Raw genomic sequence first — 13,338 nt, forward strand, 5'->3', positions numbered from 1 at the left:
CAGCCGCACTCGATCCCCCTGCAAGAAAGGGCACGGCCATGAAGATCACGGTCATCGGCGGCACCGGACTCATCGGTTCCCAGCTCGTCTCCACGCTCCGCGCGGCCGGACACGAGGTGGTCGCCGCATCCCTGTCGAGCGGCGTCGATCTGCTCACCGGCGCAGGGCTGGACCAGGCGCTCGCCGGCGCGGACACGGTCGTCAACGTGACGAACTCACCCACCTTCGACGAGGCCTCCCCGGACTTCTTCCGCACCACGATGGGCAATCTGCTGGCGGCGGGCGAGCGGGCGGGCGTCGGCCATCAGGTGGTCCTGTCCATCGTGGGCGTCGACCGGGTGCCGCAGCTGGACTACTACCGTGCGAAGACCCTCCAGGAGGACCTGCTCAAGCAGGGGTCCACCCCGTATTCGATCGTCCGCGTCACGCAGTTCTTCGAGTTCATGGACGCGGTCCTGTCCTGGACCGCGGACGAGCACACCGTCCGGCTGCCCTCCACCCCCGTCCAGCCGATGGCCGCGGCCGACGTCGTCGCCGCCCTCGCCGAGGTCACCACCGGCGCACCGCTGAACGGCACGGTCGACGTCGCGGGCCCCGACGTCTTCGCCCTCGACGAGCTCGGCCGTCTCACGCTGTCGGCCCGGCAGGATCCCCGTACGGTCGTCACCGACGAGCAGGCGGGCATGTTCGCGGTCGTCGAGGGCGACGTCCTGACCGGCGGCCCCGACGCGCGCCCGGCCCCCACCTCCTACAAGGAGTGGCTCGCCGGCGCGCCGCGCTGACCGCCCGGTCCGCGCGTCATCGAGCACCCGCCGAGGACCAGGACCCCCATGGCCGCGAGACCGCGGTGGTGGTGCCGGCGGACAGACCTGGGCGTGCTCTTCCGGTACGGGAGAACGGAACTGCGCCCCCGCACCATGGAGGGCAGGGGCGCAGCACTTCACCGGCTCGGGCGGGCCTCCGATCCGTGGCACCGCCGCCTGCCGCCTCGGAGCGTCAGCACTCGCGCAGGCCCGGCGCGGGGTCGACCGACGTGTGGACGTCCACGGCCGCGACGTTGCCCCACTGGCCGTTGTCCAGCTGTGTCCAGTACCAGACGTTGTTGCCGCCGGCGTGCTGGTCACCGCGGCCCCAGCACTGGAACCAGCTGGGGCTCGTGTTCAGCGGCCCCCGCACCGCGGAGTTGTACCGGCGGTGCTCGTAGCCCTTGGCGCCGACCCGGTTGCCGCACCACAGCTTGCCGTCGGCGCGGACGCCGCATTCGGCGGCCACGCTCTTCCCGGTGGCCGGCGTCGCCTGGGCGGGCCCGGTCACGGTGGCCATGCCGCCCACCAGTGCGGCAGCGGCCAGACCCAGGGCGATCTTCTTGCGTGCGGACATGCTTCCTCCTCGAAAGGGCTCTCTGTCGAGCCGTGTGACGGGTGTACTGGTGAGGCGGGCGGCGCTCAGGGACAGGTGCGTACGCCCTCGAGCCAGGCGGCGCCCTTGATGTAGATGTTGGTGATCCACGCCCCGTACTCGGGCAGGTACGACCAGGCGTCGTTGGTGTAGCCCTCCGCCGTCACCGGTTCGGCGTGCTTCTGGCACTCGATGCGTACCGTGGTCGGGCCGGAGAACCGGTGCACCCGCGGGCTGGTGGTGGACGGCTCCCGGTGGGTCCACACATCGGTGCCCCAGGTGCTGAACGTGCCGGGTGCCGCTGCGGCGGCGATCCGGACCGCTCCCGCGTAGTCCCCGCCCAGCCGTACGTCGCTGACGGTGATCCGGGTGCCCGATTCCCGGGCCTCCACCATCTTCCCCGCGCCCAGGTAGATCGCGATGTGGTGGACGGAGCCTCCCGAACCCCAGGCCAGCAGGTCCCCCGGCAGCAGCGGCGCGGTCCCCTGGCCGGCCGTGAAACGCTGCGTCACCTGCGGTGCGTGGAACTGGTGGTAGGCGTTGCCGGGCAGCGGGTCGCCGCCGGCGGCACGGGCGTAGGCGTACCGGACCAGTCCCGAGCAGTCGAAGCCCAGACGCTCCGGGTCGTGTGCACTGTCCGGATCGCTCGGGTCGACCTGACCGTACGTCGGCCCCGGCTGCGGCCCGTGGCCCCCGCCCCAGGTGTACCAGACGCCGATCTGTTCGCATGCGGCCCGCACGGCCCCTTCCGCCACCGCGGAGGCGCCGGGGGCGAGCACGTCGCACGAACCCGCCGCCTTCGGTGCGGGGGCGGCGGCCGCCTCCGTTGCGCAGGTGCCGCCCCACACAGCCAGGAGGGTCACCGCCGTCACCGCCGCCGCCAGCATCGTTGTCCGCACAGCCATGTCCGTTCCCCCGTCCCCGTCGCGGGTGTCCCCCGCGGGTCGTCGTACTCGTCACGGTGCTCGTCGCGGTGTTCGTCGGCGTGCCCGTCGCAGGGAGCACGGACCGGCCGTCCGCCCGGCACTCCGAGACTGGGCCCGCCGCCGCTCCGTGTCGAGGAGGCGCGGGTCGCCCATCGGGACGGGAAACGGGAAACTCCTGGGAAACCCCCTCCCACCAGGCCCTTTTTGATCTGCCGTCAATAGGTCGCCCGGCAAAGGGAGCCGGAAGGGGGACACGTCCCGGACGCGTCGGCCGGCAAGGTCCGGAGGAAAGATGCTCCGGACCGTCGGCTACCAGGAGAGCCGGGGGTCCTGCTCGTACTCAGGAGCGTGCACGGGCAGGTCGTCCCGGGCGTACGTGTTCCAGACAACACCTGGGGCTGGGTGTTCCTTCGGCGGATACCGCACATCGAAGATGCGCTGCGTCCCGGGGATCGGAATTTCCTTGAGCACTCCGTCGCGGAACATCCACAGGGCGAAGCAGTCGTCTTCCTCGTCGTGAAGCATGACCTGAACGCGCTCCGGCCGGTCCCAGGGCAGCGCGTCCAGATCGTTCAGAACACCGGAGCGGCCGTTCGACCGGCAGAACTCGATGTACCAGCCGCCGATGAACCATTCCGTGATCTTCTCGAACCTGCCGCTCCAGGTACGGGTACCTGTCTCGTCGTACCGGGTCAGCGGTTCCATCACCTCGTCCTCATAGCCCGCCATCACGATGATCTGCGCCATTCTGCTCATGGCCGAATACCAGCGCACGCCGCGCCCGGCAGCAAGCCGGTTCTCGTCCGCCCGCGGCACCGGGACCGCGGCTCCTGGACACCGTCCGCCGGCGCGCGGCAGTTGGAGGTGCAGTGAGGCGAAGGTGCCCATCCCACCCGGCGCGTCTATCTGGTCCCGAAGCTGGGAGCCGTCCAGGGGAAGAGGTCGAAGAGCAGCAGAACCGACCAGGTGAGGTGGATGGCGGCGGCCAGGATCCATGCGGGCGTGTTGGGCATCCTCACCAGCCTGAGCCCCCCGTACAACGGGGCGAGGCAGAAGGGGATGCCCACGACGGGATCGGCGAAGGATGCGCCGTCGGCTCGTTTGGCTGCTACATCCTGGCCGATCAAGTACATGAAGACGCTGAAGCCCAGCAGGACTGCGCCCGTATAGATCTTGAGCAGCAGGGCCGGGGCTGCCCTGTGCCCTGCAGGGGTGATTCCGAACAGGAGCATGACGGGTGCGACGAGGATGCCGAGTTGCGTCCTGACGAAGCCGTCGAGCAAGGTGTCCCCCGCCCCCGGGGCGGGCCTCGTGACCGCGCCGACGGTCGTACCGGGCTTCGCCCCGGACTCGTCCAGCAGCCCTAGCCAGATCCCCGCCCTGCTGCCGAACCCGGGACGCGGTGCCTTCGGGACGGGGCGCGAAGGGGCGACCGCCTCTTCCCGGACAGGCGATCGCGGGACTCGGGCGAGCAGCGCCTGCGCCTGCGCCGGAGAGTCCGTGGCGGCCCGGAGATCCGTGTCGCTGCTGGTGGAGGGCTTGTCCAACACTGTTCTGGACACGGGTTGGACAGGATCCGGGCCGACGGGGAGGGCGTGCAGCTGCTCGTCGGGGTCGGGGTCGGGGTCGGGGTCGGGGCCAGGATCGGCGTCGGCGGGGTTGGGCTGGAGGTCTTCCTCGATCAGTGCCTCGTCGTGAAGGCCTTCGGCGGTGATGTGCTCCAGTCGGGCTTCGAATTCGGAGTCGTCCACCGCATCGGCGGTCTCGGCACGGACCGGTTCGAGGGAGCCGGGCGGGACGACCACGAGGTCCTGTGCCTCGCGTTCCAGCCGGCTGATCTCCTCCTGCGCGACCAGTGCCTCGGCCATCCAGAACTCCTGTTGCTCCTCCGCCGTCATCCGGCGGGTACGGGCCCGCTCCTGCTGCACCTGGACCCGGCTGAGGCGCTCCTTGGCCTGGCCGAGCCGGCGCTCCACCCGGGCCCGCTCGCGTTCGCCGCCGAGCTTCAGCTGGAGCTCGGCGTTCTCCAGCCGGCTCTGCGTGTAGGCGAGCATGGGCCTCAGCTCGGCGAGGTGCTTCTCCGCGTTCGCCGCGAGTGCCTGGTACTTGATGACCTGCTGGAGCGCGTCGTCGCGCCGCTGGTGCTGGCGCACCAGCTCCCCGCCACCCGGTAACCGGCTCGCACGGCGTTCGGCATCGGCCGCGTTCCACAGCTCCAGCGCCCGGACGAAAGCGGTGCTGCGACGGACGCCCTGCTGCGTGAAGGCCTCCACCAGTTTCCCGACCAGGGTCTTCGGAATGAGCTGCGAGCCGTTGAGATAGTTCCCCCAACTGGAACTGCTCCGGCCGAACCGGTCGGCCAGTTCCCGCACCGACGTGCCCCTGGTCAGAGCCACCAGGAACAGGGCCAGCCGGCCGGCCGCCGTCTCTTCGTCGATCTCACGCTGCGGGGACACCGCGCCCCTCTCCCACTCTGCCGTCCAACCCTGACCACCTGATGACCACGCCCGAACCCCCTCCCAACAGGCACAACTTGCCGGTCCCGCCCATGGACAGGACCGGCACGGCGAATCTCTCCCCACCACAACCGGCTCTGCCACCAGGGGAGAACACCATGAGCCTGTCCACGCTGTACGCATTCCTCGGCCACGACCTCCTCGGCGACGTCGTCGCCGCGGGCCTCGTCGCCGGAACCGGGTACCTAGCCAAGAAGATCCGGACCCGGGCCCGCAACCGGAACGGCCAAACTCCCTCAAGCCGCCGGTGACCGGGGCGCGCGGCCCGCTGAACCCCCAGCGGGCCCGCGCCGAGGCCGCGCAGGCACCGAGGGCGTCGTCCCGTACCGCTCAGGTCGCAGAGGCACGGGCCGGAAATCATCATCAGGGCGCACGGGTCGGGAGCCGAACGCCAGCAGGATGTTCGTCATGGCACAAGCACAAGAACTCGGCGCCCTCGTCCAGCAGACCGCCGACCGGCTGGCCCGGCAGCACGTCGTCGGCGCGGTGGTGGCCGCGGTGTCGGACGACCTCGTCGAGATCCGGGGTGCCGGCAGCACCGGCGCCGACCGGGGAGATGCGGCCCCCGGACCCGACACGCTCTTCGAGATCGGTTCGGTGACCAAGGCGTTCACCGCCCTGGCTCTTGCGTGCATGGCGACCGCCGGCACGGTGGGCCTGGACGAGCCGCTCGGTGATCTGCTGCCCGACGGGACACACGTACCGTCGCGGGGCGGCCGGCAGATCTCCTTGCAGGACCTGGCCACCCACACCTCGGGCCTGCCGCGGCTGCCCAGGGGCATGCTGCTCCAGTCCCTGTTGCACCCGTCGACGCCGGACCCCTACGCCGACTGCACGTCCGACGTCCTGTTGTCCGGGCTGGCCCGTACGCGTCTGGGTGCCGTACCGGGGAAACGGTTCCGCTACTCCAACCTCGGGGCCGGACTGCTGGGACTGGCCCTCGCCCGCCGGGCCGGCACGGAGTACGAGGCACTCATCGTCCGGGAGATCTGCGCCCCGTTGGGCATGACCGACACCGTCGTGACGGTGGACGACGCGCGTGCGGAACGACTTGCCCGGGGCCACGGCCGCCGGGGGCGGCCCACCGCACCCTGGCACCTCGCCGACCTGGCCGGGGCGGGCGGCCTGCAGTCGACCGCCACCGACCTGGTGGCCTTCGTCCGGGCCCAACTCGACGTCGGTCCCGTCCCCGCAGATCTCGCGGCGGCCATCCGCCTGAGCCGGAGCGTCGAGCACCGCCGGAGCCCCTTCGCCCGGGTGCACCTCGGCTGGATGGCGCACCGCCTCCATCCGCGGCAGGGCGCCCACCTGCAGATCTGGCACAACGGAGGAACGGGCGGCTTCTCCTCCTTCGTGGGCTTCGACCCGGAGAAGCGGCTGGGCGTCATCGCCCTCGGCAACACCCAACGCCCGGTGGACCGGCCCGCCCTCGACCTGCTGCGCACCCTGCAGGCGGAGCATGGATCGGGGAGGGACTGAGGGGCGACGGCCGGCCTGCGTCGACCTAGGAGTGGCGGACGGCTGCCACGGCGGCCGGGAGTACGGCCGGGCGGTCGAGGAACGCGAGCACGGCCCGCTTCTGCGGGAGGTATATCTCGGGCAGGTCGATCTCCGGGAGGGTGATCTCGCCCTCCCGGACGAAGCCGAGCCGGTTCAGCAGGGCGAGCGCCTTGGCGTTGGAGGCGTCGGGCTCGGCGACCGCGCGCAGGACGGCCGGGTCGCGGAAGGCGAACCGGATGAGCGACCCGATCAGGGTCCTGCTGAATCCGGGCCGCGGCCGGCCGGTCATCGGAGCCAGCATCAGGTGGACGCCGATGTCGCCCTCCCGTACGGCGTAGCAGTCGCTGACCCGGTCCTCGGCGGGCTCGTACGTCTGGAAGAGTGCGACGGGTTCGTCGTCCAGCCGGACCATGAACGCGTGGTGCGTGTCCCGGCGGTCCACGTCCTCGTAGATCTCCTGGACCAGTTCCCGGCCGACGCCGTTCATGCCCCAGAACTGCGCGCGCTCCTGGACGACCCAGGAGTGCAGCACGGCGGAGTCCGCGACGGGGTCGACCGGGGTGAAACGGACCGTGCCGAAGCCTTCGACGGTCTCGGTCATGACGTCCGCGCGCGGGGAGAGGAGGGAAGTGGACTCGGGTCTCATACGGGTTCCGTTTCTGCTGGGTCGCAAGGGCCGGCGAGGCCGGGAAGCTCTCGCACGACCCAGGTTAGGGTGCCCTAACTATAGGGGTCATTAGAAGAAGCTCCCGAAAGGGCCTCCGCCCCGCATGCGGAACCACAGGGTGCCGCGGCCGTGCACTTCTTGCGGCCCTGGCGGGCGCAGCAGGCGCGCTCCGCGGTGGACGCGTCGCCTGCTACACGGGCGCCTCGCTCCCGGACGGCGCCGGCTCCGCGCCTCGAGCGGCCTCGGCGGCGGTATAGGAGGAGGCGAAGGTGAACGCGCGCGGGGACGGTCCGTTCGTCCGCAGGTCGGTCAGTCGCTCCAGGGCCTCACCCACGGTCGGCAGGTGTCCGGCGGGGACCCACCAGAGCACCAGGTGCGCCTCGATGTGCCGCTCGAACCATTCGCGGCGACGTCTCATCACCTCCAGGTGCCCGCTGCGGTAGGCGAAGTCCCACAGGGCCTCCTGGTTCTGCCACACCGACAGGTTGACGATGACGTCCTCCCCGGCCGGGCGCAGGCCGGTGGCGTCGGCCTCCCCCTCCTCCACGAGTCGCCACACGAAGCCGGTTGCGCCGTCGGCGGCGGCGTTGACCTCGTCGAGCATGTCGACGAACGGTGCCGTGCGCGGGTCGTCGATGGGGTGGAGGAGTGTGGCGACGTTGAGTTGGGCGAGGTGGAAGGCATGCGCGGGTGCGGTCATGGCCTCATATCAGCATGACCGCCCTTCTATGTCAACGATCTTTGTTTTTAGAAGCCTCGACCACCACGCAGCACTCCCCCGGCCGGGCGTCCATACGAGCGCGGACGGGCCCGTCCACGCCGAACAGCCCTTCCAGCAGTGCGAGGTTCATGCCGCAGACGAGCGGTGGGAAGCGCTCGGCAACGGCGTGGAAGGGGCAGTTGCGCATACGGACGACACGCTCGGCCGGCCCGGCCGCCCCGGCCACCGCCGCCGCGCCTTCGGCATCCTCGGCGTCCCCGTCGCCCGCCAGGTACGGCTCGTAGCCGCGGCCGGCCAGCATCTGCACGGCCTCTTCGAGGTCGCCGCAGGGCGGCGCCGAGCCCCGCAGGGCTTCGCCCCTGCGGCCCGCGGCCGCGCACAGCACCGCGTCCAGCCCCGCCTGCTCGGCGGCCTCGGCGAGCAGCTCGGCCGCGGTGAGGTAGTCGCGGCCGGGCAGCGACACCGACCGCTCGGCCCGTGCCCGCGTGTACACCTTGGCCGGACGGCCGGCCCCCGGACCCGAGCGACCCGTCAGACGGCGACTGCCGCTCTCCAGCAGGCCGGCCTCGGTCAGCCGGTCCAGATGGTGCGCGGCGAGCGTGCGCGCCACCCCGGCCGCCTCGGCGGCCTCGTTGCGGCCGACCTCGCGCCCCTGTGCCGCCACGTACTCGTACAGGCGGCGGCGCACCGGATCCTGCAGCATCGCGATCGCATCGATATCCTTCACGCGGTCATTCTAGGAACAACGCAGATAGGAAATAGAAAGACGAAACCCGCCACCGCGGGAACACCCTCCCCGGCCGGGACGGTCAGCCCGCGGGCTCCGGACGCGGTCCCGAGCGCGCCGCGGTGACCGAGCCGGGGGTCACCAGGCCCGTCTCGTAGGCGAGGACGACCGCCTGTGCCCGGTCGCGCAGCGACAGTTTCGCGAAGATCCGGGCCACGTGGGTCTTCACGGTGGCCTCGCTGAGCGTCAGTTCCCGCGCCAGCTCGGCGTTGGAGCGGCCGTGGCCCATCAGGGTCAGCACCTCGCGTTCGCGCGGGGTCAGCGCCGTCAGCTCACGGGGTACGGAGTCCGCCGCGGCCCGGTCCGGGCCGACCGCGCCCGGGCCGCAGCGTTCCACCAGGCGGCGGGTGATCGACGGGGAGAGCAGCGCGTCGCCGGTGCTGACCAGGCGGACGGCGGCGGCGAGGTGTTCGGGGGTGACGTCCTTGAGCAGGAAGCCGCTGGCCCCGGCGGCGAGGGCGGCGTACACGTACTGGTCGAGGTCGAAGGTGGTCAGCATGATCACCCGGCAGTACGGGGCTTCGGCGAGGATGCGCCGGGCCGCCTCCAGGCCGTCCATGTTCGGCATCCGTATGTCCAGCAGTACGACGTCGGGGCGCAGTCGGCGAACGGCCGCGACCGCTTCCACCCCGTCGGCCGCCACGCCGACCACGTCGATCCCGCGAGCGGTCAGGATCAGCCGGAAGCCGGTGCGGACCAGGTCCTGGTCGTCGGCGATCAGCACACGGGGCGCCTGGGGCGCCTCCGGCGTGGTCACGGTCGCCCCAGCGGGAGCCGGGCGCGCACCCGGTAGCCGCCGCCGAGGCGGCGGCGGGCGTCGAGGTCGCCCCCGTAGACGGCGACGCGTTCGCGCAGTCCGATCAGTCCGCGGCCGGCGCCCTCGGTCTTCGGCCGGTCCCGGTCGCCGGCGGGCCGCGGTCCGGGGGCGCCTCCCGTCAGGACGCTGGGCCCGTCGCCCAGCACCTCCACGCGCAGCGCGTGCTCCTGGTACCGCACCGTCACCTCGGTCCTGCCTCCGTCTCCGTGTTTGAGCGCGTTCGTCAGCGCCTCCTGGATGATCCGGTACGCCGTGACGTCGATCCCGGCCGGGAGGGGGCGCGGGTCCCCGGACATCCGTACCTCCACCGGCAGTCCGGCGAAGGCGAACTCGTCGATCAGCCGGCTGAGCCGTGCGAGGCTCGGCTGTGGCGCGAGCCGGTCGGCCGGGGCCCCGTACGGTTCGTCCGCGCCGTCCTGGGCGGGGGCCAGGAGCCCCAGCAGGTGGCGCAGTTCGGTCATCGTGTTGCGCCCGGCCCGCTCCACGGCGGCCATCGCCGCTGCGGCCTCGTCGGGCATCGTGGTGAGCACCTCGCGTGCGGCCCCGGCCTGGACCACCATCAGGCTCACGTTGTGGCTGACGATGTCGTGGAGCTCCGCCGCGATCCTGGCCCGTTCGGCGTCGACGGCCGTACCGGCCGCGCTCTCGCGCTCCCGCTCCAGCAGCCAGCCGCGTTCCTCGAGCGCCCTGCGGTGGCCGCGCCGGGCGCGCAGCAGGGCGACGGCGAGCGCGCCGGCCACGGCCGCGGAGCCGCAGGCCGCGACCACGGCGATGATCAGTCCCACCCCGAACTCCCCCACCTCGTAGGCCTGGAGGCCATTCTGCCGGACGGTCCGCGTACATCTCCGGGATGACCCGCTCGGACGGTTACATCCGGGGGCCGACGCACCGCGGCCGGGCGCCGTCTTAGGTTCGGGCCATGACAACTGATCACGACATTGCGCGGCAGGTCGTCGTACGGCTGGACGGTGTGCACAAGGAGTACGGCGACGCGAAGGCCCTGGACGGGCTGTCGCTGGAGATCCGGGCCGGGGACGCGGTGGCCGTGATGGGCCCCTCCGGCTGCGGCAAGTCCACGCTGCTCAACATGGTGGCCGGGCTCGACCGGCCGACGTCGGGCACCGTCGAGGTGCAGGGCCAGGACCTGGGCGGGCTGAACGAGACCGGACTGGCGCTGTTCCGGCGCCGGCACATCGGAATGATCTTCCAGTTCTTCAACCTGATCGACGACCTGCCCGTCCTGGACAACGTGGCGCTGGCCGCCCAGCTGACGGGAACCCCCGCCCGGCAGGCGCGCCGCCGGGCCCTGGAGCTCCTTGACGAGCTCGGCGTGGCCGGCCGTCGCAACAACTATCCGGCGACGCTCAGCGGGGGTGAGCGCCAGCGGGTGTCCGTGGCACGGGCCCTGATGAACCGTCCGGCGCTGCTGCTGGCGGACGAGCCGACCGGAGCCCTCGACAGCCGCTCGGGCGAGCAGGTGATGGACCTGCTGATCGACCTCAACCAGATCGGCCAGACCCTGCTGATCGTCACCCACGACCCGCAGTTGGCCGCCCGGTGCGCGAGCCGTCTGGTCGAGGTGGCCGACGGCCGGGTCGCCCGGCAGAGCGCGCTGGAGGCGACCGCGTGAGCGCCGTGTGGCGGGCCTCGCGCGCAGCGGTGAGACGCCGCAGGCTCCAGACCTTCGTCATCGGACTCGTCGTGCTCTGCTCGACCACGACCGTCCTCCTCGCGCTGGGGCTGCTCGACGCGGCCTCCAGCCCCTTCGACAGGGCGTACGCCGCCCAGCGCGGGGCGCACACCGTGGCGACCTTCGACACCGCGAAGGTCTCGCCCGGACAGCTGGAGCGGACGGCCCGGCAGCCCGGGGTGGAGGCCGCCGCGGGTCCGTTCGGGCAGGGCGTCGTGGACGTCCCCGAGGGCTGGCTCTGGATGTCCGGCGGCTCCCTCACGGTGGTGGGCCGGGCCGATCCGGGGGGCCCGGTGGACCGGATCGAGCTGCTGGAGGGCCACTGGGCGACGGCGCCCGGCGAGATCGTCGTCGGCTGGCCCTCAAACGGCTCGCCCGGACCACGCATGCTGGGAACCCGGCTCCCGGTGCCGGGTGGCGCGCCGCTGACCGTCGTGGGGTTCGCGGCCAGCATGACCAAGTCGGCGAGTGCGTGGGTGACGCCCGAACAGATGGCGGCGATGCGTCCGTCGGCCGCGCAGATGCTCTACCGCTTCTCGGACTCCTCGACCGACGCCCGGCTGGCCTCCTCGCTGGCCCGGGCGACCTCGGGAGTGCCCGAAGGGGCGCTGACCAGCGCGCAGACCCACTTGGCCCTGAAGGAGGCCTTTTCGGCGCTGGCCGACGCCTACCTCCCCTTCATGACCCTGTTCGGCGTCCTCGGCCTCCTGGTGTCCGCGCTGATCGTGGGGAACGTCGTCAGTGGGGCGGTCGTTTCCGGGTACCGGCACATCGGCGTGCTCAAGGCCCTGGGGTTCACCCCGAACCAGGTCGTCGCGGTGTACCTGACGATGATGGCCGTGCCTGCGGTCGTCGGCGCCGTCCTCGGCACCCTGCTCGGCAACGCACTGGCCGACCCCATCCTCAACGTCGCGTTCTCCGGCATCGAGACGGGCCGGGCCGCCGTCGGTGAGGTGGGCGCCTGGGTGTCCGCCGTCTGCCTGCTGGGGATGCCGGCCCTCGTCCTGCTCACCGCCCTGGTCCCGGCGCTGCGGGCGCACCGGCTGTCCGCGGCCCGGGCGATCAGCGCGGGCGGGGCCCCCCGGACCGGGCGCGGGCTGCGCGTCCAGCGCCTGCTCGGAGCCACTCCGCTGCCGCGCCCGGTCAGCCTGGGTCTGGGCCAGCCGTTCGCCCGGCCCGGCCGTACGCTGCTGACGATGGCGGCGATCGTCCTCGGGGTCACCACGGTCACCCTGGCGACCGGACTGACCAGCACGATGCTCGCGTTCGGCGAGGCCGGGCGGGGGCAGCCCGGTGCCCGGATCCATGTGGAGGCGGGAGGGCCGCGCAACGGCCGGCCCGCTCCCCCGCTCGGTGACGTGGCGACCGAGGAACGGCTGCGGTCCCTGCCGGGCGCCGCGGCGGTACGGGCCCGCGCGCTGGCCCGGGTGAGCCTGACCGGGCAGTCCCGGCCCGTCTTCGCCAACTTCTACCGCGGGGACGACGCCTCGGCCGCCGGCCGGATCGCCAGGGGCCGCGAAGCGCGGGCAGCCGGCGAGGTCACGGCCGGGCCCGCCTTCCTGACCCAGCACGGGCTGAAGGTCGGCGACCGGGTCACCCTGGCGATGAACGGCCGGCAGGTGACCACGAGCGTCGTGGGCGAGCTGGTGGAGGGCAACGCGCAGGCCCTGGACGCCACCTGGCCGACCCTCGTCCAGCTGTCGCCGGACGCCCGTGCTGCCGAGTACGAGGTGCGCCTCGCGCCCGGGGCTGATGCCCGGGCCTACGCCGAGGCGGCCGGGGCGGCCGACCCGGGGCTGCGCGTGTCCGTGCTGGACAACCGGAACGCCGCCACCACCACCGTCGTCGCCTTCTCGTCCGTGTTCACCGTGCTGCTGAGCATCGTCGCGGCGCTCGGCGTCTTCAACACGGTCCTGCTGAGCACCCGGGAGCGCCGCCGGGACCTCGGCACGCTCAAGTCGATCGGGATGACCCCGCGGCAGGTCGTCGCGATGACCGTGACCTCGGTGGCGGGAGTGGGCGCGGTCGGCGGACTGCTCGGCGTCCCGCTCGGGATGGTCGCGCACCGGCTGCTCGTGGACAACGTCGGGGTGGTCACCTTCCCGGAGTCGATGAAGGACGTCTGGCATGCCCCGCACATGACCGGCCTGCTGCTGGCGGGCGTAGCGATCTCCCTTCTCGGCGCGCTGGTTCCGGCCCGGTCTGCGGCCCGGATGACCATCGCGGCGGCCCTGCACACCGAGTAGGGCCCGCCCGCAAGAAGACCCCGACCCGGCCTGCCCCGAGGGATTTCGTCACCTCCCCGGGCTGGGGGTC

At 72.3% G+C, this 13,338-nt stretch carries 14 protein-coding genes; 5 read left to right on the forward strand and 9 right to left on the reverse strand.

The features are described from left to right. The first annotated feature begins 38 nt into the window (after window positions 1-38). The gene (locus OG753_RS06305; RefSeq protein ID WP_405787521.1) at window positions 39-782 is read left to right on the forward strand and encodes an SDR family oxidoreductase; all 744 of its coding nucleotides are present in this window, start codon (window positions 39-41) and stop codon (window positions 780-782) included. A gap of 214 nt (window positions 783-996) precedes the next feature. On the opposite strand, the gene OG753_RS06310 is transcribed toward OG753_RS06305, so the two are convergent. The 4 genes from OG753_RS06310 to OG753_RS06325 form a co-directional block, all read right to left on the reverse strand. Then, the gene (locus OG753_RS06310; protein ID WP_405787523.1) at window positions 997-1,380 is read right to left on the reverse strand and encodes a hypothetical protein; all 384 of its coding nucleotides are present in this window, start codon (window positions 1,378-1,380) and stop codon (window positions 997-999) included. 65 nt (window positions 1,381-1,445) lie between these two features. Further along, entirely contained in the window at window positions 1,446-2,303 is an 858-nt protein-coding gene (locus tag OG753_RS06315) for a C40 family peptidase (RefSeq protein ID WP_405787525.1), read from the reverse strand. A 330-nt stretch (window positions 2,304-2,633) separates the two neighbouring features. Further along, complete coding sequence (locus OG753_RS06320; RefSeq protein ID WP_405787526.1) at window positions 2,634-3,080, reverse strand: hypothetical protein; 447 nt, start codon at window positions 3,078-3,080, stop codon at window positions 2,634-2,636. A 146-nt stretch (window positions 3,081-3,226) separates the two neighbouring features. Then, window positions 3,227-4,780, reverse strand: coding sequence for a hypothetical protein (locus tag OG753_RS06325; protein WP_405787527.1), 1,554 nt, complete (start codon window positions 4,778-4,780; stop codon window positions 3,227-3,229). Between the two features lie 158 nt (window positions 4,781-4,938). On the opposite strand from OG753_RS06325, the gene OG753_RS06330 reads away from it, so the two are divergent. Both OG753_RS06330 and OG753_RS06335 read left to right on the forward strand, forming a co-directional pair. Then, complete coding sequence (locus tag OG753_RS06330) at window positions 4,939-5,091, forward strand: hypothetical protein (protein ID WP_327260797.1); 153 nt, start codon at window positions 4,939-4,941, stop codon at window positions 5,089-5,091. A gap of 157 nt (window positions 5,092-5,248) precedes the next feature. After that, window positions 5,249-6,319, forward strand: a complete 1,071-nt coding sequence (locus tag OG753_RS06335; protein ID WP_405787529.1) for a serine hydrolase domain-containing protein — start codon at window positions 5,249-5,251, stop codon at window positions 6,317-6,319. Between the two features lie 25 nt (window positions 6,320-6,344). Here OG753_RS06335 and OG753_RS06340 read toward each other — a convergent pair whose 3' ends face one another. From OG753_RS06340 to OG753_RS06360, 5 genes are all read right to left on the reverse strand, one after another. Next, on the reverse strand, window positions 6,345-6,986 hold the full coding sequence (locus OG753_RS06340; RefSeq protein ID WP_405787530.1) for a GNAT family N-acetyltransferase: 642 nt from the start codon (window positions 6,984-6,986) through the stop codon (window positions 6,345-6,347). A 211-nt stretch (window positions 6,987-7,197) separates the two neighbouring features. Then, a complete protein-coding gene (locus OG753_RS06345; protein ID WP_405787532.1) occupies window positions 7,198-7,707 on the reverse strand; it encodes a DUF3291 domain-containing protein in 510 nt (169 codons plus the stop codon). A gap of 31 nt (window positions 7,708-7,738) precedes the next feature. Continuing rightward, window positions 7,739-8,455, reverse strand: a complete 717-nt coding sequence (locus OG753_RS06350) for a helix-turn-helix domain-containing protein (RefSeq protein ID WP_327260801.1) — start codon at window positions 8,453-8,455, stop codon at window positions 7,739-7,741. A gap of 82 nt (window positions 8,456-8,537) precedes the next feature. Further along, on the reverse strand, window positions 8,538-9,272 hold the full coding sequence (locus tag OG753_RS06355; protein WP_405787534.1) for a response regulator: 735 nt from the start codon (window positions 9,270-9,272) through the stop codon (window positions 8,538-8,540). Continuing rightward, window positions 9,269-10,117: a histidine kinase gene (locus OG753_RS06360; protein ID WP_327260803.1), complete on the reverse strand. Its 849-nt coding sequence runs from the start codon at window positions 10,115-10,117 to the stop codon at window positions 9,269-9,271. The genes OG753_RS06355 and OG753_RS06360 overlap by 4 nt, the downstream gene beginning before the upstream one ends. Window positions 10,118-10,251: 134 nt before the next feature. Here OG753_RS06360 and OG753_RS06365 point away from each other — a divergent pair, with 134 nt between their 5' ends. Then, on the forward strand, window positions 10,252-10,962 hold the full coding sequence (locus OG753_RS06365; protein ID WP_327260804.1) for an ABC transporter ATP-binding protein: 711 nt from the start codon (window positions 10,252-10,254) through the stop codon (window positions 10,960-10,962). After that, window positions 10,959-13,268 carry an FtsX-like permease family protein gene (locus OG753_RS06370; RefSeq protein WP_405787536.1) on the forward strand — a complete coding sequence of 770 codons (2,310 nt, stop codon included), beginning with the start codon at window positions 10,959-10,961 and terminating at the stop codon, window positions 13,266-13,268. The genes OG753_RS06365 and OG753_RS06370 overlap by 4 nt, the downstream gene beginning before the upstream one ends. Window positions 13,269-13,338 lie beyond the last annotated feature (70 nt).

It is taken from the genome of Streptomyces sp. NBC_00029 (assembly GCF_045160505.1).
Classification (GTDB): domain Bacteria; phylum Actinomycetota; class Actinomycetes; order Streptomycetales; family Streptomycetaceae; genus Streptomyces.